This window comes from Xenorhabdus sp. XBWT (assembly GCF_059072735.1).
Map to the genome: position 1 here is coordinate 520,736 of NZ_CM180990.1, position 20,779 is coordinate 541,514.

Annotated in this window: 19 protein-coding genes; 12 read left to right on the forward strand and 7 right to left on the reverse strand. The window is 45.1% G+C overall.

Annotated elements, in window-relative coordinates:
• Positions 1-8: 8 nt before the first annotated feature.
• On the reverse strand, positions 9-995 hold the full coding sequence (locus AC5JQI_RS02260) for a calcium/sodium antiporter (RefSeq protein WP_493913581.1): 987 nt from the start codon (positions 993-995) through the stop codon (positions 9-11).
• A 231-nt stretch (positions 996-1,226) separates the two neighbouring features.
• Here AC5JQI_RS02260 and mlaF point away from each other — a divergent pair, with 231 nt between their 5' ends.
• From mlaF to murA, 7 genes are all read left to right on the forward strand, one after another.
• Positions 1,227-2,030 (forward strand): phospholipid ABC transporter ATP-binding protein MlaF, encoded by an 804-nt coding sequence (gene mlaF / locus AC5JQI_RS02265; protein ID WP_493913582.1) that lies wholly within the window; start codon positions 1,227-1,229, stop codon positions 2,028-2,030.
• Between the two features lie 10 nt (positions 2,031-2,040).
• Complete coding sequence (mlaE, locus tag AC5JQI_RS02270) at positions 2,041-2,823, forward strand: lipid asymmetry maintenance ABC transporter permease subunit MlaE (RefSeq protein WP_237386573.1); 783 nt, start codon at positions 2,041-2,043, stop codon at positions 2,821-2,823.
• A gap of 4 nt (positions 2,824-2,827) precedes the next feature.
• Complete coding sequence (mlaD, locus tag AC5JQI_RS02275; RefSeq protein ID WP_323853875.1) at positions 2,828-3,340, forward strand: outer membrane lipid asymmetry maintenance protein MlaD; 513 nt, start codon at positions 2,828-2,830, stop codon at positions 3,338-3,340.
• 33 nt (positions 3,341-3,373) lie between these two features.
• Positions 3,374-4,003 carry a phospholipid-binding protein MlaC gene (mlaC, locus tag AC5JQI_RS02280; protein ID WP_493913583.1) on the forward strand — a complete coding sequence of 210 codons (630 nt, stop codon included), beginning with the start codon at positions 3,374-3,376 and terminating at the stop codon, positions 4,001-4,003.
• 1 nt (position 4,004) lies between these two features.
• On the forward strand, positions 4,005-4,340 hold the full coding sequence (gene mlaB / locus AC5JQI_RS02285) for a lipid asymmetry maintenance protein MlaB (protein ID WP_493913584.1): 336 nt from the start codon (positions 4,005-4,007) through the stop codon (positions 4,338-4,340).
• 131 nt (positions 4,341-4,471) lie between these two features.
• Positions 4,472-4,726 carry a BolA family iron metabolism protein IbaG gene (gene ibaG, locus AC5JQI_RS02290; protein ID WP_493913585.1) on the forward strand — a complete coding sequence of 85 codons (255 nt, stop codon included), beginning with the start codon at positions 4,472-4,474 and terminating at the stop codon, positions 4,724-4,726.
• A gap of 57 nt (positions 4,727-4,783) precedes the next feature.
• Positions 4,784-6,046: a UDP-N-acetylglucosamine 1-carboxyvinyltransferase gene (gene murA / locus AC5JQI_RS02295; protein ID WP_493913586.1), complete on the forward strand. Its 1,263-nt coding sequence runs from the start codon at positions 4,784-4,786 to the stop codon at positions 6,044-6,046.
• 139 nt (positions 6,047-6,185) lie between these two features.
• Here the strand turns inward: murA and degS are convergent, their stop codons facing one another.
• The 3 genes from degS to zapG all read right to left on the reverse strand — a co-directional run bounded on the left by degS (position 6,186) and on the right by zapG (position 9,480).
• Positions 6,186-7,247, reverse strand: a complete 1,062-nt coding sequence (gene degS, locus AC5JQI_RS02300; protein ID WP_323853872.1) for an outer membrane-stress sensor serine endopeptidase DegS — start codon at positions 7,245-7,247, stop codon at positions 6,186-6,188.
• A gap of 155 nt (positions 7,248-7,402) precedes the next feature.
• Positions 7,403-8,782, reverse strand: a complete 1,380-nt coding sequence (degQ, locus tag AC5JQI_RS02305) for a serine endoprotease DegQ (RefSeq protein ID WP_493913587.1) — start codon at positions 8,780-8,782, stop codon at positions 7,403-7,405.
• A 296-nt stretch (positions 8,783-9,078) separates the two neighbouring features.
• On the reverse strand, positions 9,079-9,480 hold the full coding sequence (gene zapG / locus AC5JQI_RS02310; RefSeq protein ID WP_493913588.1) for a Z-ring associated protein ZapG: 402 nt from the start codon (positions 9,478-9,480) through the stop codon (positions 9,079-9,081).
• A 235-nt stretch (positions 9,481-9,715) separates the two neighbouring features.
• Between zapG and zapE the strand changes: the two genes are divergently transcribed.
• From zapE to sspB, 5 genes are all read left to right on the forward strand, one after another.
• The gene (gene zapE / locus AC5JQI_RS02315) at positions 9,716-10,843 is read left to right on the forward strand and encodes a cell division protein ZapE (RefSeq protein WP_493913589.1); all 1,128 of its coding nucleotides are present in this window, start codon (positions 9,716-9,718) and stop codon (positions 10,841-10,843) included.
• Between the two features lie 273 nt (positions 10,844-11,116).
• Positions 11,117-11,545: a 50S ribosomal protein L13 gene (gene rplM, locus AC5JQI_RS02320; RefSeq protein WP_012990147.1), complete on the forward strand. Its 429-nt coding sequence runs from the start codon at positions 11,117-11,119 to the stop codon at positions 11,543-11,545.
• Positions 11,546-11,560: 15 nt separating this feature from the next.
• On the forward strand, positions 11,561-11,953 hold the full coding sequence (gene rpsI / locus AC5JQI_RS02325; RefSeq protein WP_010847761.1) for a 30S ribosomal protein S9: 393 nt from the start codon (positions 11,561-11,563) through the stop codon (positions 11,951-11,953).
• Between the two features lie 425 nt (positions 11,954-12,378).
• Entirely contained in the window at positions 12,379-13,020 is a 642-nt protein-coding gene (sspA, locus tag AC5JQI_RS02330) for a stringent starvation protein SspA (protein ID WP_237386559.1), read from the forward strand.
• A gap of 3 nt (positions 13,021-13,023) precedes the next feature.
• Positions 13,024-13,512, forward strand: coding sequence for a ClpXP protease specificity-enhancing factor (gene sspB / locus AC5JQI_RS02335; protein WP_493913590.1), 489 nt, complete (start codon positions 13,024-13,026; stop codon positions 13,510-13,512).
• Positions 13,513-13,655: 143 nt separating this feature from the next.
• Here the strand turns inward: sspB and AC5JQI_RS02340 are convergent, their stop codons facing one another.
• The 3 genes from AC5JQI_RS02340 to gltB form a co-directional block, all read right to left on the reverse strand.
• Complete coding sequence (locus tag AC5JQI_RS02340; protein ID WP_493913591.1) at positions 13,656-14,165, reverse strand: hypothetical protein; 510 nt, start codon at positions 14,163-14,165, stop codon at positions 13,656-13,658.
• A gap of 322 nt (positions 14,166-14,487) precedes the next feature.
• Positions 14,488-15,906, reverse strand: coding sequence for an FAD-dependent oxidoreductase (locus tag AC5JQI_RS02345; RefSeq protein WP_493913592.1), 1,419 nt, complete (start codon positions 15,904-15,906; stop codon positions 14,488-14,490).
• Between the two features lie 10 nt (positions 15,907-15,916).
• A complete protein-coding gene (gene gltB / locus AC5JQI_RS02350) occupies positions 15,917-20,374 on the reverse strand; it encodes a glutamate synthase large subunit (RefSeq protein ID WP_493913593.1) in 4,458 nt (1,485 codons plus the stop codon).
• Positions 20,375-20,779: the final 405 nt, after the last annotated feature.

A 20,779-nucleotide genomic window follows, 5' to 3' on the forward strand; every position in this document is an offset into this window, starting at 1 on the left:
GCAATAAATTAATACCGTAATTCAGTACAGTAATAATTAGAAATAAAAAGTACGATAAAATAAACGATAAAACAGCCCAATAACAGAATACCATTCAATCGGTTCAATCGATGCTTTCTTCCCAGACAGAATACCGTGAATAGTACACTGGCTGCCATCATGACCCAAAAATCCCGGGAAAAAGCATCGGGTGAAATGACACTGGGAGAAAGTATGGCGGGAATACCCAACACGAGGGTAACATTGAATATATTTGAGCCAATGATGTTGCCCATCGCCATATCATTCTCACCTTTTATGGCGGCTGCAATGGCGGTGGCAAGCTCCGGCAGGCTGGTGCCCACGGCAAGGATTGTCAGACCAATAATCAATTCACTGATGCCATAAATCCGCGCAATGACGATGGCATTGTCAATCACCATTCGGGTAGAGATGGGCAGGATAATTAACCCCAGCAGAACCCATAGAAGAGCAATGCCTTTGTTGCCTTCGACAGGCAATTCTGAATCTCGTTCTTGGGTATAGCTATCAACCCCGTCATATTGGGATAAGGCCGTCATTTTAATCATCAGCGCGATGAAGAAAAAGGCAGAAAGTGACAGAAGAATACCATCCATGCGGCTCAAATAGCTGTTGGAGATTAGATATCCAGCAAAGGCGGTGATTAGCAGCATCAGGGGCAGTTCCCGCCGGAGGATATCCGATTTTACCGTGATTGGCCTGATGAACGCCGCTGCTCCTGTAATCAGCAGCAGGTTCGTAATATTGGAACCAATTGCATTGCCCACCGCCATGTCCGGCATCCCGTCTAAAATTGCTGTGACAGAAACCATCAGTTCTGGCAGTGATGTTCCGATCCCCATAATGACCAGACCAATAATGAAGGGGGGAATTTTCAGGGAGCGGGAAAAAACCGCAGCACCATAAACTAATCTATCAGAACCATACACCAGTAAAATCAACCCGGTAATGAGCAATACAATAGTCAGAAACATGGTGTGTCCCTTAAATAAGATTTATTCCGAGCATAATGCTAATGATGGTTGATTTTTAAACATAAAATGTTTATTCAGCTAAACTTATACATTCTGACGGTCAAGAGATAAAAAGTAAAATTTGTCGCAACTTTGCTAACGCAAATTGGGCAATTTTTTTGTAGTATGCATGATTGACTATTTAAATACAGTAAATAAGACAGTTCTACTAACGGTTAGGGGCTATTAATAATGAATCAACAAACAGCAAATCTTATTGAGATCTGTGGAATGCATTTTACCCGAGGTCAACGCCCGATTTTTGCTGATATTAATATGACCATCCCGAAAGGAAAAGTGACTGCCATCATGGGGCCTTCCGGCATAGGAAAAACAACCCTATTACGTCTGATTGGGGGACAAATTCGCCCTGAACGCGGTGAAATTTGGTTTGATGGTGATAATATTCCCGCATTGTCCCGCTCGCGTCTTTATGCGGCGCGCAAGAAAATGAGCATGTTATTCCAGTCAGGGGCATTGTTTACTGATCTAAATGTTTTTGACAATGTCGCTTTTCCTCTGCGTGAGCATACCCAACTGCCAGAAGAATTGATTCATACTACTGTGATGATGAAATTGGAAGCGGTGGGTTTACGTGGCGCGGCTTATTTGATGCCATCGGAACTGTCAGGCGGCATGGCCAGACGAGCGGCATTGGCGAGGGCGATCGCGCTCGATCCAGACTTAATCATGTTTGATGAGCCATTCGTTGGTCAAGACCCAATCACAATGGGGGTTTTGGTGAAACTGATTGACGAGCTTAATCATGCGCTTGGGGTTACGTGTGTTGTTGTTTCGCATGATGTGCCTGAAGTGCTGAGTATTGCTGATTATGCTTATATCGTGGCTGAACAGAAAGTGATAGCAGAAGGCACTCCTGAACAGTTGAGAGCGAATCAGGAGCAACGGGTACGGCAATTTCTTGATGGTGTTGCTGATGGGCCAGTACCTTTCCGTTTCCCTGCCGGGGATTATAAAACTGAGTTATTAGGATAATGGAATGTTGATGTTAACACGGGCATTGGCAGCGTTGGGCAGACGTGCAATTGAAATTACAGCTTCATTTGGTCGTGCGGGCTTCATGCTGTTTGGCGCAATTTTTGGTAAACCAGAGCCTGCCAAGCAATGGACACTATTGCGTCAGCAACTTTATAGCGTAGGTGTTCAATCTCTGCTGATCATTGTGGTTTCAGGATTATTTATCGGCATGGTTTTGGCTTTGCAGGGTTATCTGGTTTTGACCACATTTAGTGCTGAAGGCAGCCTTGGCATGATGGTGGCGTTATCACTGTTGCGTGAATTGGGACCTGTAGTGACAGCACTGTTGTTTGCAGGCAGGGCAGGTTCAGCGCTGACCGCAGAAATTGGTTTGATGAAAGCCACGGAACAGCTCTCCAGTTTGGAAATGATGGCTGTTGATCCGTTGCGTCGTGTCATTGCCCCTCGTTTTTGGGCGGGTTTTATTAGTATGCCTTTGCTGTCACTGATCTTTGTTGCCGTTGGGATCATAGGGGGCGCGATAGTCGGTGTAGACTGGAAAGGCATTGATGGCGGCTTTTTTTGGTCATCCATGCAATCAGCGGTGGAATGGGAAAAAGACCTGGTTAACTGTTTTCTTAAGAGTGTCGTTTTTGCCATCACGATAACGTGGATTGCGCTGTTCAATGGTTATGATGCTATCCCAACATCGGAAGGGATCAGCAGGGCAACAACACGCACGGTAGTTCATGCGTCGTTGGCGGTATTGGGTTTGGATTTTGTGCTGACAGCACTGATGTTTGGGAACTAATTCGATGCAAAGCAAGAAAAATGAAATTTGGGTTGGTGCTTTTGTTTTGATTGCGTTGGCGGCAATCATTTTCTTATGTCTGAAAGTGGCGGATATCCGATCTTTCGGCAGTCAGACAACTTATCGCGTATATGCCGCATTTGACAATATTGGTGGGCTGAAGATACGTTCGCCAGTGAAAGTTGGCGGAGTGGTGATTGGTCGTGTAGAAAAAATTTGGTTGGATCATAAAACTTATACGCCGCAGGTTGCATTGGATATTTTCACTCAATACGACAATATTCCGAATACAAGCTCTTTGTCTATCCGAACCTCAGGGTTGCTGGGTGAACAATACATCTCACTCAATGTCGGGTTTGATGATCAGGATTTGGGGACTTTCATGTTGAAAGATGGTGGTCGTATTGAAGACACCAAGCCTGCTATGGTACTTGAAGATTTGATTGGTCAGTTCTTGTATAAGAGCGGTGGCGGAAATCAGGAAAAATCCGCTTCTACACCTGAACAGACACACTAACCAACAATCTACTGTTTAGGAGAAATAACATTTATGTTTAAGCGATTGCTCATGGTTGCATTGCTGATGGCTGCGCCACTGGTCAGTGCAGCGGATCAGACAAATCCCTACGCCTTGATGAAAGACGCGGCGGAAAAAACCTTTACCCGTTTGAAGAATGAACAACCCCGGATACAGTCAAATCCAGAAGTTTTGCGTCAGATTGTGCGTGAAGAGTTGTTGCCTTACGTACAGGTAAAGTATGCGGGGGCACTGGTTTTGGGACCTTACTACAAACAAGCGACCCCAGAACAGCGCGATGCTTATTTCAAGGCGTTTGAAACTTATTTGGAACAGGCATATGGTCAGGCTCTGGCGATGTATCATGGTCAAAATTATGAAATTGCCCCAGAACAGCCATTGGGTGATAAAACTATCGTGGCTATCCGTGTCACTATTAGCGATCCTAATGGGCAACCGCCGGTTCGTCTGGATTTCCAATGGCGTAAAAACAGTAAAACAGGAAATTGGCAGGCTTACGATATGATTGCAGAGGGCGTGAGCATGATCACGACCAAGCAGAATGAATGGATGGATATCTTGCGTCAGAAAGGCATTGACGGTTTGACTGAACAACTGTCCATCAGTGCAAAAGTTCCGATCACTTTAGAAAAGAAAAAGTGATATGGAAAAAGGCACTTCTGATATCACCCTGGCCAGTGAAATGGTGAGTTGGGAAAAAGCGGGCAATACGCTATTTCTGAAAGGCATGCTGGATCGCGACAGTTTACTTCCTCTCTGGCAGAAAAAAGAAAGTGTGCTGGAAGGAATCGATAATATTGACGTTTCCCTGCTCAGCCATGTGGACTCGACGGGGCTGGCACTGTTTGTCCGTTTAAGAGGAGAGTATCAGCAAGGTGGTAGGATACTGTCATTTTCAGGTGTAGGGGAACGCCTTAACACGTTGATCGCGTTATATGGCCTGCAAAGCCTTCTTGAGGAAAATCAGCCCAAGGCGTAGCTTAATTTTTGATAAACAGCGCCCCTGTAAGCCATCATCTTGCAGGGGCGTTTTTCATGGTTTAAGAGTCGTCTGGATTCTATTAGGATAGGCGTCTACTATTAATTTCTAACGACGAATGTGAGCAATTTATGGATACTAATGAAATTAAAAAAGTGCTGATGGACAGTCTGGCACTTGATGAAGTTATCGTTAGCGGTGATGGCAGCCATTTTCAGGTTATTGTTGTTGGTGCAATTTTTGATGGCCTGAGCCGTGTCAAACAACAGCAGACTATTTATGCTCCTCTGATGGAATACATTTCTGATAATCGCATTCATGCGTTGTCAATCAAGGCTTATACTCCTGTGCAGTGGCAGCGTGATCGTAAGCTTCAAGGATTTTGAGGCTGTTTGCCTCGTCGCGAACAGCACACTTTGAATTAAATAAGAGAATCATGACAGATGGATAAATTTCGTGTGAAAGGGCCTGCCTGCCTGTCGGGAGAGGTTACTATTTCCGGGGCAAAAAATGCCGCACTACCAATTATGTTTGCAGCGCTGTTGGCAGAAGAACCCGTTGAGTTACAAAATGTTCCTGCATTGAGAGATATTGATACCACAATCAAACTGCTTAATCGCTTGGGAACGAAAGTGGAACGCAATGGCTCTGTTTTTGTTGATGCCAGCGGAGTCAATGAATACTGCGCACCTTATGAACTGGTTAAAACGATGCGGGCTTCCATCTGGGCATTGGGACCGTTGGTGGCGCGCTTCGGCCAGGGGCAGGTTTCTTTGCCGGGTGGCTGTGCCATAGGTGCCCGCCCCGTTGATCTCCATATCTCCGGATTAGAGCAGCTTGGCGCGCAAATCGTGCTGAATGAAGGTTATGTCAAAGCCACCGTAGATGGTCGCCTGAAAGGTGCCAATATTGTCATGGATAAAGTCAGTGTTGGTGCAACAGTGACCATCATGACTGCGGCAACATTGGCGGAAGGCACAACGATCATTGAAAATGCGGCGCGTGAACCTGAAATTGAAGATACGGCGAACTTCCTCAATATATTGGGGGCAAAAATCAGCGGTGCAGGTACTGATCGTATTGTGATTGAAGGTGTTGAGCGTCTGGGTGGCGGCGTTTATCGCATACTGCCTGACCGTATCGAAACGGGCACCTTCTTGGTGGCGGCTGCGATTTCTCGCGGCAAAGTGGTTTGCCATAATGCTAAGTCCGATACACTCGATGCTGTTTTAGCCAAATTGCGTGAAGCGGGGGCGGATATCAAGGTCGGAGAGGATTGGATAAGCCTTGATATGCACGGCCAGCGCCCTAAGGCCGTGACATTCCGTACGGCTCCGCATCCGGGCTTCCCAACCGATATGCAGGCTCAATTCAGTTTATTGAACATGGTTGCGGATGGTGCGGGTATGATTACCGAAACTATTTTTGAAAATCGTTTCATGCATATCCCTGAGTTAATCCGTATGGGCGCTCGTGCTGAAATTGAAAGCAACACAGTACTGTGCCACGGAGTTGAAAAACTATCTAGTGCTCAGGTGATGGCGACCGATTTGCGAGCTTCGGCAAGTTTGGTTCTGGCAGGCTGTATTGCTGAGGGAACCACTATTGTCGATCGTATTTATCATATCGACCGAGGCTATGAGCATATTGAAGATAAGCTGCGGGGTCTAGGTGCAAATATTGAACGTATTAAGTCGGCTGACTAAGCAGGATTAATATTTTCCCTCGCCTGATGTAGGCGGGGGAAAATAAGAGTGGGAATTAAGAGTATGAAACCTCAAATCCTTTATTTCCACAGCTTATGGCTGGGTTGATGCTCAGAATGCCAATGTGAGCAAATCAGTTTTAATAACCATCAAATTCATCGATTGTAACTTTAAGGGTGAGAGATGTGCCGTCACGCAAAACGGTGACCGGTACAACGCTGCCCGGGCGGATCTCTGCAACTTGATCCATTGTTTCAGTAGGGGAAATAGCAGGTTGGTGATTGACACTGATAATAATATCCCCAACTTTGAGACCCGCTTTTTCAGCAGGCCCTTCCGGTGCGACTTGAAAAACACGCAGGCCTTGGATTTGATTGATATTACTGCCTGATGAACGGATATAGGGTAATTCTTTGGCGGTGATGCCTATATATCCCCTAATGACTCGCCCGTCACGAATCAACTTCCGCATGATTGTTGTAGCTAGTTTTGCCGGAATGGCAAATCCCAATCCTTCAGGAGTTGTACCAAATTCTGACTTATCGAATGTCAGAGTATTAATACCGACCAATTCTCCCAGTGTATTGACCAGCGCTCCGCCGGAGTTGCCCTGATTAATTGACGCATCTGTTTGCAGGAAATTCTGGCGACGTGTTGGACTCAGGCCAACGCGCCCTGTGGCACTGATAATGCCTTGCGTGATGGTTTGTCCCAAATTGTATGGATTGCCGATTGCCAGGACGATATCTCCGACATGGGGCACTCGTTTCGGATTGATCGGGATTACGGGAATATTTATTGCACTAATCTTTAAAACTGCCAGATCTGTCGGGCCATCTGAGCCGACTAACAGGGCTTCATAAAAACGCCCATCTTGCAGAGCGACAATGATAGAACCCGCCTTATTGATAACATGCTTATTTGTAAGAATATAGCCTTGTTCACTCATAATGACGCCGGAACCGAGAGGTTGAAGTTCGCGGCTTTCATGGGAGAAACTACCCATGCTGCTACTGTAAATATTAACAACAGCAGGTGCTGCACGTCGAACGCCTTGGCTAAAGCTATAAACTTCATCGCTGTAGTTGTTGTCGCTCAGGAGATTTTTCAAACCATTGGGGCGCAGGGAAGGGATGACGACCAGCAAAATGGCTGCAATTAATAACCCTATTATTATAGAGCGCAATAACTTGATCAGCATGACATTATTCAGTAAGTAAATAGGTGAAAAAAGAGTAGCATGAAAATGAACAAACACAGCATAATACTGTGTCTGTTCCTTTCATCATTTCAGGTTGCAACTTGAAATCTATTGTGCCTAATGGGTGTTAGATTGCATTTTCAATATTAAACGGATTAATTACGCAGTAATAGATAAACGTTATTGTCACCTCGCAAGATGTTCAGCGCGATAACAGACGGCTTGTTTTCAATAACCTTACGCAATTCGTTAATACTTCTGATACGGGTATTATTGGCAGCAACAATTAAGTCATTTTTCTGTAAACCGGACAACGCAGCAGGTGAATTCTGAATAATAGTGTCCACTTTGATGCCTTGAGTGTCTTTTACTGTGGCATTGCTCAGGGTAGCACCCTGCAGAGCGTTACTCAGTTTTTCTGCTTTGGTTGAACTATCTTCATTGTTATCCAATGTTACTGTGACTTCAAGGGGTCTCCCTTTACGCAGTAAACCAATTTTGACTTCTTTACCCGGAGCTGTTGTGCCAATCTTCGCTCGCAATTCTGCAAAACTGTTAATTTTTTTGCCGTCAAAGGAAACCAGTACATCTCCTGATTTGATACCCGCTTTCGCTGCTGCTGATTTAGGTATAACTTCGCTGACAAAGGCACCTTGCTGCGCATCAATCTTGAGCGCTTGGGCAATGTCTGCGGTCATTTCTATGCCCTTAATGCCGAGTATGCCGCGTTTGACTTCTCCGTTGGAAATGAGCTGTGCGGCAAGGTTTTTGGCCATATTACTGGGGATGGCAAAACCGATACCAACATTACCGCCATTCGGTGCTATGATGGCGGTGTTAATACCGATTAACTCGCCTTTCAGGTTAATTAATGCTCCGCCGGAATTGCCACGGTTAATGGAGGCATCGGTCTGGATGAAATTTTCCAAACCCTCCAGATTCAACCCACTGCGACCAAGGGCGGAAATGATCCCCGATGTCACAGTTTGTCCTAACCCAAATGGGTTGCCGATTGCAACAGCATAATCCCCAACGCGCAGTTGATCGGAGTCAGCAAACTTGATAGTCGTTAAGTTTTTGGCATCTTTCAACTGCAAAAGTGCAATATCAGTTTGTGGGTCTCGCCCGATGAGTTTGGCTGAATACTCACGGCCATCGTTTAATTGAACGCGCATTTTATTTGCATTCTCAATGACATGGCTATTGGTCAGCACATAACCTTTCTCTGCGTCAATAATAACGCCAGATCCTAATCCTTTAAATGGACGGCTTCTTTGTTCTTGTGAAGGAAAACCTGGCCCAAAGAAGAATTGAAAATCTTCCGGTAACTGGAGCTGCTGATTTTGCATTTCAGTGCCTGAAACATGTACAGTCACAACAGAAGGAAGCACTTTTTCCAGCATGGGAGCGAGGCTGGGTAATTCTTGAGAGGCCATTGCAGCAGGTAAAGCTGCATTGCTTACCATTGGAACTGAAGCTAAAGATAATCCAATACTGATTGCGAGTGCGCTAAGCAATGTATTTTTTCTTTTCATTGAATACGTTCTCTTAATACCTAAGTCAGAAAGGGAAATCGTACTTAAGAAGCCTATCCTGTCAGGAGATTCAGCTTCCCCCGGCAATTACGCTCGGTGGGATAGGCTCTAAGCATAATTGTTTCGATGTTTTTATGACTACTGATTATTCAGCAAAGTTCACTAATAATGTAGTTTCTCTGGGCTTCTTTACAGGTATTTACGTGAATTAAAATTAAAGTACAAAACTTTTTTCATCAGATAAAATAGATATTGATGGGCCGTGGCACTTACTGTTGCCACGGCAGGTGTGATTATTATTTTTTATCTTGAATGGGGCGGAAGAGTCCTGATGCACCCTCAGAGTAGTCCCGTGGAGGCTTGTCTGCCGCTATTTTATTTTTCTCGGCTTCGGATTCGCCGAGACGATAATTAAAGGGATTGTCTTGTACTGGTATATTGGGCATGAGATCGTTGGAACTTTTAGCCATATGCTGATATAGCTGACGATAATCGCGAGCCATATTGTCCAGTAACTCAGCACTGCGGGCGAAATGGCTGACCAGCTCTTTGCGGTATTCTTCTAATTCAGCCCGGTTTTTTTCTAATTCTGCCTGTAGTGCATTTTGCTGACGTAGCTTTGAGCTACCAAAGCGGACAGCCAGTGCGCCGCCGATAAAACCAATGATTAACCCGATCAGTGCATATTCCCAAGTCATGGCAACTCCTTTAGTAACATCATTGTTCTGAAATATCATTACTACCACTATAACCGCTAATTTAGTTAGAGTGGAATATTGATTATTATTTAATTAATTTATGTACTGCCTAATGTGTTAATTTTATACAAATTTGTCCGGGCGTGCAGCGAATTATTTGCAAAATTGGTGCGGCTCTTCTCCGTAAGATGTCATACGTGTTGAGAATAAAAAACTTTTAAGGATTGTTACTTTCATGTCACCGATTACACCTTCATTCCTCTATCAATCTGCACTGTCTAATGGTCAGTATCAACCTGACGATGTACAGCGCGATACCGTTGCATATTTGGATATTATTCATCGTGACCTTGTCAACTTCCGTCCTTGCCATTCTCCACCGTCCAATCGGTTGAAAGGAATATTGGGTCGGTTGTTTGGCCGGAAAGCTCCTGTGCAGTGTCGTCCGGTTCAGGGACTTTATATGTGGGGAGGTGTCGGACGTGGCAAAACATGGTTGATGGATATGTTTTATAAAAGCTTGCCCACTGAGCGTAAGCTGCGTCTCCATTTTCATCGTTTCATGTTACGAGTACATGAAGAATTAACCGCTTTACAAGGGCATGAAAATCCTTTGGAGGTAGTGGCTGATGGTTTCAAAGCACAAACAGATATTCTCTGTTTTGATGAATTTTTCGTTTCAGATATAACGGATGCGATGATCCTCGGTACGTTACTGGAAGCCCTCTTTGCGCGGGGAATTGGATTGGTGGCAACCTCTAATATTCCGCCTGATGAGCTATATCGAAATGGATTGCAGCGAGCACGTTTCCTACCTGCCATTGAACAAATCAAAGAGTATTGTAGTGTAATGAATGTGGATGCAGGGATTGATTATCGATTGCGGACACTCACACAAGCGCATCTCTATCTGACGCCATTGTCGGAGGAAAATCGACAGGAAATGCGTCGCATGTTTCTGCGTCTGGCGGGACAGGAAGGTGAACCTAATCCGGTATTGGAGATTAATCATCGCAGTATGCCCACAATCAGTAGCGTTGATGGGGTATTGGCAATTAATTTCAAAACACTGTGTGAAGATCCTCGTAGTCAGGTGGATTACATTGCGTTATCGAAGCTGTATCACACCGTTTTGCTGCATGACACGCCAATCATGAGGACACTGAATGAAAATGCGGCTCGGCGTTTCATTGCTCTGGTGGATGAATTCTATGAACGCCAGGTGAAACTCATCATCAGTGCTGAGGTATCTATGGAGCAAATTTATCAGGGAGAACTGCTTGAGTTTGAGTTCCGCCGTTGCCTGTCACGATTACAGGAAATGCAAAGTGAGGAATATCTTAAATTACCTCATTTGCCCTGAATCTACTCTGATGTATTTATCGCTGAAATAAAGGCAATATCACCCAATGGGATAATTATTGAATTTGGGGTCGATTTTTTACGATGACTTCTCTATAATCTTGCGACCCCACGTTACAGCAAGATTTTTTATTTCCCGAAAAACTTGCATTAGTGCCGGCATAGGCTATTCGAAGGGGTAGGTTTGCTGGACATGATTCGTGTGAACCTCAAAAAAACAGTTTCTGAACATCGAGTGTTCACCAACGTGTAACTTATAATTGGGTAAGCTTTAATGAAAACTTTTACAGCTAAACCAGAAACCGTAAAACGCGACTGGTATGTTGTTGACGCAGATGGCAAAACCTTAGGCCGTCTTGCAACTGAAATAGCTAGCCGTCTGCGCGGCAAGCACAAAGCGGAATATACTCCGCACGTTGATACTGGTGACTACATCATTATTGTTAACGCAGAGAAAGTTGCTGTAACCGGCAACAAACGTGCTGACAAAATCTATTATCACCACACTGGCCACATCGGTGGTATCAAGCAAGCGACCTTTGAAGAGATGATTGCCCGCCGTCCTGAGCGTGTCATTGAAATCGCGGTTAAAGGCATGCTGCCAAAAGGGCCACTGGGTCGTGCAATGTACCGTAAACTGAAAGTTTACGCGGGCAGCGAGCACAACCACGCGGCACAGCAACCACAAGTTCTGGACATTTAATCGGGATTATAGGCAATGGCTGAAAATCAATACTACGGCACTGGTCGCCGCAAAAGCTCTTCCGCTCGAGTCTTTATTAAGCCAGGTAGCGGTAACATCGTAATCAACCAACGCAGCCTCGAAGTTTACTTCGGTCGTGAAACTGCGCGCATGGTTGTTCGTCAACCACTGGAGCTGGTTGAAATGCTGGGCAAACTGGATCTGTACATCACTGTTAAAGGTGGTGGTATTTCTGGTCAGGCAGGCGCAATCCGTCACGGTATCACCCGTGCACTGATGGCTTATGACGAGACTCTGCGTTCTGATCTTCGCAAAGCTGGCTTCGTTACTCGCGATGCTCGTGAAGTTGAACGTAAAAAAGTGGGTCTGCGCAAAGCACGTCGTCGTCCACAGTTCTCCAAACGTTAATTTGTTGCCACACTTGTGGCTGTGGATTAAAGTTGAAAACCCGTCATTTTTATGGCGGGTTTTTTATCCCTTCGAATTTTTTACTTTGATAATTCCTTTTTTTCGAAAAAAAATAGCATATTAAAGAGATAAAATTCTAGACACCAACATTTCATCATTAATTCTCAATGTACTTCCCCACAAAATGTGCAGAATCTGGTAAACTAGTAACAATTTTTTGCCTTATCCATGAGTTTGCCTGATTTGGCAGAGGTAAAAGACATCTCCGATAGCTTTCTCGTTACAGTGAACAAGGCTGTTATTTGAAAGATTGAAAGGGATGGCCTCGGATAATAAGTGCGAAACAGGATGAGAATATGAGCGAGAATAGCCGCTGTTAATTAAAGGGCTGTTCGTTCCTTTTTTAGATAAACTTGGAGGTTTTCATGGCTGTCGCTGCCAACAAACGTTCGGTAATGACTCTGTTTTCCGGCCCGACCGACATTTTTAGCCATCAAGTGCGGATTGTACTGGCGGAAAAGGGGGTCAGCGTTGAAATCGAACACGTTGAAGCAGGTAATTTACCGCAGGATTTGATCGATTTGAATCCGTACCAATCTGTTCCTACTCTCGTTGATCGTGAGCTGACTCTGTATGATTCTCGTATCATTATGGAATATCTGGATGAGCGTTTCCCGCATCCACCACTCATGCCTGTGTATCCTGTCGCTCGTGGCTCCAGCCGCCTGATGATGCATAGAATTGAAAAAGATTGGTATTCCCTGATGTACAAAATTCAGAAAGGAAATGTCCAGGAAGCTAATGCTGCGAGAAAACAGCTTGCTGAGGAATTGTTGGCTATCGGGCCTATTTTCAGAGAAATGCCATTCTTCATGAGTGAAGAATTTAGTCTGGTGGATTGTTACCTGTGTCCACTGCTATGGCGTTTGCCTGTTTTGGGAGTAGAACTGTCTGGCCCAGGTGCGAAAGACCTTCAAGTCTATATGCAACGTGTATTTGAGCGTGACGCATTCTTGGCTTCATTAACAGAAGCAGAACGTGAAATGCGTTTACAATCACGGAGTTAATTTATGGAGATGACTCAAATGTCTCCACGTCGCCCTTATCTATTGCGGGCACATTATGAGTGGCTGTTGGATAATGACATGACTCCGCATCTGATTGTGGACGTTAGCTTTTATGGAGTTAACGTCCCGATGGAGTATGCACAAAATGGGCAAATCATCCTGAATATCTCGCCAAGGGCGGTTGGCAATCTGGAATTGACTAACGATGAAGTTAGATTCAATGCCCGTTTTGGCGGTGTTGCCCGTCAAGTTTCAGTCCCGATGGAGGCTGTTGTTGCGGTTTATGCCCGTGAAAATGGCGCTGGAATGATGTTTGAGCCAGAATTCGCTTATGAAGCGAATGGCGAATTTGAAGAGAAATATTCGGATTTGCCAGTCGCAGATAATCTGGTACTACTCCACAGTAAAAAAACTCCTCATGATGAGGACTCACCAGATGATGATCCTCCTCAACCACCAAAAGGGCGTCCGACTTTGCGTGTGATAAAATAATTACGCAATGTTCTATATCTAACTAACCGATTTCAAGTTGTCTCTGTTCTGCAACTTGAAATATGACGGGTATAAAAATAAAGGAGACATCGTTCTCCTTGATTTTTATAGAAATTAATTTTGGGTAAAAGTCAGCTTTGATGTTAAAAGTAATCACCATAAATTCTCTCCAATTCCCACAGACACATTTCTATATTGTCCCGATTTTTTCCAGAACCTGAATTTTTTACCTTATTTAAGCTACTGACCATATTATTAATAAATGATTTTTGTTGTGCTGGACTGACTATTGATGGGGGAATATTACAGATATCCGAAAATGCGGGAGTACGATATTTTTCTGTTAGTGATAATACCTCTTCGGTATTATTAATCAAAGCAGACGATAAGGACTCAAGAATTTGTTTTGAAAATTTTGGATGGATATTCGGGAATAATACAAAGGCAACCTGTAGCCATTCGCTATCACCAGCAGCAATACTATCCACAATCTTTTCCGACTCATAGCTTTCACCTAATTCTGCTACAACAGAGTTCACCCCTCTCTCCTGCACTTGCTGCATAATTTCAGCAGAGGTAGAGAGTCCGGCAATTGAGGGTACACTAATCCAGAATATGCAAGATAAGAAGAATGTCTGGGTGAATAAGCGCATAAATTTCTTCCTGTAATTATCACTTTTACGGTCTTTTAATTTATTTCTATTAAATCATTTAAGATAAGAAACTTTCTTTATGAAAAAAATGAACCTTATTGCTGTATTACGGTATTGCACTATTGTTGTGTTGTTGTAATGAATGCGATATTAAATTTAAATATTTGATTTTAGGATATAAGAATAATCGCATAAAGCAAAAAAATACAACCTGTATGGTAGTAAGAAGAAAATAAAAAATAGTAATTTTTTATTTTACTGGAGTTTTCTCCGGTCTTTTGACCGGAGAAATAATAGAAGGAAAGAAGAGGGGTATGGCGTTTTATATTTCAAGATAGTCAAGGATGCCTGATGCGGCTTTTCTGCCTTCTGCAATTGCAGTGACGACTAGATCAGAGCCACGTACTGCGTCTCCCCCAGCGAATATTTTGGCGTTACTGGTTTGGAAGGGGAGATCGCTGGATTCCGGGGCAATGATGCGCCCTTTTTGATCAAGATTAATCTGATGTTCATCCAGCCAGTTCATTGTGTGAGGTTTGAAGCCAAATGCCATGATCACAGCATCAGTTTCTATCAGGAATTCTGAGTCCTGAATGAGTTCCGCTTGGCGGCGGCCTTTTTCATCCATGGTACCCAGTTGTGTTTTCACCACTTTGACGCCGCAAACATGCCCTGCATCGTTAATCTCAATGCTGACGGGCTGGAGATTGAAGCGAAATTCTACACCTTCTTCTTTGGCATTTTTTACTTCACGGCGGGAACCCGGCATATTTTCTTCATCCCGCCGATAGGCACAAATAACATGGGTTGCACCTTGACGAATCGAAGTACGAACGCAATCCATCGCAGTATCACCGCCTCCCAGAACCAAGACGCGCTTGCCTTTCATATCAACAAAGGGCTGTTCCGGCAGGGAAGGATAGCTCATTAACTGACGAGTATTAGCGATTAAAAAAGGCAGGGCATCATAAACACCATCCGTATCTTCATTTTCCAGTCCGCCGTGGATGGATTGATAGGTACCAATACCAAGAAATACAGCATCAAATTCTGCGGTGAGTTCAGCCAGCGTGATGTCTTTACCTATCTCCGTATTCAAGCAGAATTCGATACCCATTTCGGAGAACATTTCATGGCGACGGATCATCACTTCTTTTTCCAGTTTAAAAGCGGGAATGCCGAATGTGAGTAAGCCACCAATTTCGGGATGACGATCGTAAACAACGACTTGCACACCGTTGCGCGTCAGAACATCAGCACACGATAATCCCGCAGGGCCGGCACCAATCACAGCCACGCGTTTGCCTGTTGGGGTTACATGTGACATATCAGGCTTCCAGCCCATTGCGATAGCTTTGTCGTTGATATAGCGCTCAATGTTGCCAATGGTGACAGCACCAAAGTCATCATTGAGTGTACAGGCACCTTCACACAAGCGATCTTGGGGGCAAACCCGCCCGCAGACTTCTGGCAGGCTATTTGTCTGGTGTGACAACTCAGCCGCTTCGATTATGCGACCTTCATCGACCAGTTTCAGCCAGTTTGGAATATAATTGTGTACAGGACATTTCCATTCACAATAAGGGTTACCACAGGCAAGGCAGCGATCTGCCTGTGCTTGTGCCTGACTCTCTGAAAAAGGTTCATAAATTTCCACAAATTCTATTTTGCGGATTTTCAACGATTTCTTAGGCGGATCGACACGCTGTAAGTCGATAAATTGATAAACATTCTGGCTCATTATTGACTCCTTACTGCGCCTGAACCCGCAATTCCGCAGAGGAGCGGCTACGGTGTCCCAACAACGCGCTGACATCACTGGATTTAGGTTTAACCAGCGCAAATTTATCGACCCATTGTGACCAGTTTTCCAGTATGCTTTCGCCATGTGGAGAACCCGTCAGGTGCACGTGTTCAGTAATTAACCCACGCAGATGTTCTTTGTGAATAGCAAGGGTATCCATTGAGAGTACCTCCACCAGCTCTGGATTGACGCGTTTGCGAAAACCATCAAATTCATCAAGTACATAAGCGAAACCACCTGTCATGCCAGCACCGAAATTTACGCCAGTGCCGCCGAGAACACAGACAATACCGCCGGTCATATATTCACAGCCATTATCGCCAATCCCTTCAATAACGGTGATGGCACCTGAATTACGGACTGCGAAACGTTCACCGGCACGTCCGGCAGCAAACAGTTTTCCGCCTGTTGCACCATAAAGGCAGGTATTACCGATAATAGTAGTCTCATTACTTTTGAATGCTGAACCGACCGGAGGGCGGATGGCAATACGACCTCCTGCCATACCTTTGCCGACATAATCGTTGGCATCGCCAGTTAAAGTCAGTTCGACACCGCCGGCATTCCAGACACCAAAACTCTGTCCTGCTGTTCCGGTGAAATTCAGTTTGATCGGATCAGCTGCCCGTCCTTGATCGCCATATCGAGTCGCAATTTCACCAGAGAGAGCAGCACCAATAGAGCGGTCGGTATTTTGAATATCAAAATAGAACGTTTTACTCTGTGAATTTTCCACATAAGGCATAGCGTGGGCGACGATGGACTTATTTAGTTCACCTTGATCAAAAGGTGGATTGCCTTCTGTGCAATGCAACGCTTTGCCAGCATGAGGTTCAGCTGTTTCCAGCAACGGCTCAAGACAGAGTTTATTTTGTTTGGCGGAGATACCCTCCAGTATCGTCAGCAAATCTGTTCGGCCAATTAAGCCAGTGAGTGTTTTCACACCCAATTGTGCCATTAGCTCGCGTGTCTCCTGCGCAATAAAGCGGAAGTAATTAATCACTCTTTCCGGCAGACCGTGATAATGAGATTGACGCAATTTTTCATCTTGTGTTGCCACACCCGTCGCACAGTTATTTAAGTGGCAGATCCGCAAATATTTACAGCCGAGGGCAACCATGGGACCTGTGCCGAAACCAAAACTTTCCGCACCCAAAATCGCTGCTTTGATGATATCAACCCCGGTTTTCAAACCGCCGTCAACCTGAAGGCGGATTTTATGGCGCAGCCCATTGGCAACCAGCGCCTGCTGAGTTTCCACAAGCCCCAATTCCCACGGGCAACCGGCGTATTTTACAGAGGACAGGGGGCTTGCTCCGGTTCCTCCGTCATAACCAGCAATAGTAATCAGGTCGGCATAAGCTTTGGCTACGCCTGTGGCGATGGTTCCCACACCCGGCTCTGAAACCAGTTTGACTGAAATCAGGGCCTTTGGATTGACTTGTTTAAGATCGAAAATCAGTTGGGCCAGATCTTCGATAGAGTAAATATCGTGATGAGGTGGTGGCGAAATCAGTGTGACACCGGGTACGGAGTAACGCAATCTGGCAATATAAGGTGTGACTTTATCTCCCGGCAACTGACCACCTTCACCCGGTTTCGCACCTTGTGCAACTTTGATCTGAATGACATCGGCATTGACCAGATACGCTGGTGTAACGCCAAACCGACCGGAGGCAACCTGCTTAATGCGGGAAACTTTTTTTGTGCCGTAACGAGCCGGATCTTCCCCACCTTCACCGGAATTGGAAAACCCTCCCAAGGCATTCATCGCTTCTGCCAATGCCTCATGAGCTTCAGGGCTTAGTGCACCAATCGACATGGCAGCGGTATCAAAACGCTTAAACAAAGCTTCTGAGGGTTCAACATCCTCAATGGAGATGGGTTCACTCTGGGGAGAAATTGCCAACAGATCCCGCAATGTTGCAACGGGACGCCTGTTCACCAATTCAGAGTATTTCTGGTAATCACTGTATTTGCCACTATGAACTGCAGCTTGCAATGTGCTGACAACATCGGGGTTATAAGCGTGGTATTCTCCATTGTGAACATACTTAAGCAAACCACCCTGATCGATGGTGTGACGTTGCAGCCATGCCCGCTTGGAAAGATTAAGCAGATCTTGTTCAAAGTCGCTGAAATCTGCCCCTTCAATGCGGCTGACGACACCATTGAAGCAAATGTTTGTTACATCAGAATGTAAGCCTACAACCTCGAATAATTTAGAACAGCGATAAGAGGAGATCGTAGAGATGCCCATTTTGGACATAATCTTATACAACCCTTTATTAATGCCGTTGCGATAATTCAGCATAACGCGGGGATAGGGGGTATTGATTGTGCCATCATCTACCATCTTTCCCAGAGACTCATAGGCCAGATAAGGGTAGACAGCGGTAGCACCAAAACCCAGCAATACGGCAAAATGGTGCGGATCACGCGCACTGGCGGTCTCCACAATCAAGTTGGCATCACAGCGCAGGTTTTTTTCAACCAGACAATGCTGAATAGCACCGACGGCCATTGGCGCAGGGATTGGCAATCTTTCTGATGAAATATTGCGATCAGATAATACCAGCAATACCGAACCGTTACGGACAAGTTTCTCTGCTTCCTTGCACAAGGTGTAAACCGCATTTTTAAGACTGGTTTCCTGCGGATTGAAAGTCAAATCCAGTGTGTCAGCACGGTAATATGGCTCTTTCTGTGTCGTGAGCTGCACGAAGTCTGGGTAGAGCAGAACAGGTGATTCAAAGCTCAATCGATGCGCTTGCCCTTCTGCTTCACAAAAGACATTCATCTCCCGCCCAATGCGGGTAGACAGCGACATGACATGAGCTTCACGCAGTGGATCAATGGGAGGGTTGGTCACTTGGGCAAACTGTTGGCGGAAGTAATCATAGATGATGCGCGGGCGGCGGGAAAGAACGGCGAACGGTGTATCATCTCCCATAGAGCCTGTCGCTTCTTGTGCATTTTCGCCAAGGGTACGAATAACTTGATCCAGCTCTTCATTACTGTAGGCAAATTGCTTGTGATAAGTTGCCAACAGCCGATCATCCAAATCTCTTTGCCCGACCTGATCTTCCGGTAGTTCTTCAAATGGAGTCAAACGCCTGACGTTTTTCTCTAACCACTCTTTATAAGGATGACGGATTTTCAAATCATTGTCAGTTTCAGCGGAATGCAGAATACGGCCTTCATAGGTATCAATGACCATCAATTCGCCCGGCCCTACACGCCCCTTTTCCACGACTTCATCGGGCTTGTAATCCCAAATGCCCACTTCAGACGCACAAGTGATCAGTTTATCCGTAGTAATCACATAACGGGCTGGGCGTAAGCCGTTTCTGTCCAGATTACAGGCTGCATAGCGCCCATCAGAAATCACGATGCCGGCAGGCCCGTCCCAGGGTTCCATATGCATGGAATTGAAATCGAAGAATGCGCGCAGGTCATCATCCATATCGGGATTATTCTGCCATGCAGGTGGGACCAGCAGGCGCATTGCGCGAATTAAATCCATGCCACCATTGAGAAACAGCTCCAGCATATTGTCTAACGAACTGGAATCGGAACCGGTTTCATTAACGAAAGGCGCGGCGGTATATAAATCAGGAATGAGTGGCGTACGGAATTTATAGGCTCTGGCTTTGGCCCATTCGCGGTTTCCTGTAATGGTGTTGATCTCTCCGTTGTGGGCCAGATAACGGAAAGGTTGTGCCAGTGGCCAGCGAGGAACCGTATTGGTTGAAAAACGCTGGTGGAACAGGCAGATAGAAGACTCCATCCGTAAATCGGCCAAATCTGGATAGAAACGGGGTAGATCAGCCGCCATGCACAGCCCTTTGTAAATCGTGACCAGATTGGACAGGCTGCAAACATAAAAATCGTTGTCGGTAATGTGTTTTTCTATACGGCGCCGGGCAACGAACAATCGGCGCTCCATATCTTGTGTCCGCCATCCGGCAGGCGCATTGATAAAAATCTGCTCAATACGAGGAAGGCTTGACAGGGCAATCTCACCCAAAATATCTCGGTTGATGGGGACTTCCCGCCAGCCAACAATAGAAAGGGTTTCGTTTTGTAATTCTTGTTCTACGATGTCACGGCATGATTGGGCAATTTTGGCATCCTGACTTAGAAACAGCATACCGACGGCGTAGTTTTTGGCGAGTCGCCACGACTGCTCGCTGGCAATCATCTGAAAAAAACGATCTGGCTTTTGCATTAATAAACCACAGCCATCACCGGTTTTGCCATCTGACAAAATCGCGCCCCGATGCTGCATCCGAGCCAGCGCATGTATGGCTGTGCGCACCACCTTGTGGCTTGGCTCACCTTCAATATGTGCAATTAATCCAAAGCCACAGTTATCTTTTTCCTGCAATTTATTATACAACATTGTAAAGCTCCCCAAGTTCTGTCCGGTTCTCACATCACTCGCGAGATGGTATAGATATATTATTTCTATAGGCGTCTGATTTGCGCCCTCAGCAAACGCCACTTGTTTTATTTGCAATTTTTATTTGCAACAACAAGCGGTAAATCAAAATGATGTTATGTTTCATGTCATATCACTGCATAAATATGAATCGGACGATTGTTCGATATGGAATTTTCAGTGAATTCCCAACTTATAGAGAAAAATAGGGCAGGTCAAATCGTGGAAAATCAGGTTTATTATTATTGATATTTATCCATAGTATTAAATTAAAAGAAGAAATTATGTGATTTTGTATTTTGTGAACTAGATCATGAGTGTTACATGATGTGAGCTATATCACTAAATCAACGGAATTATTTGTTT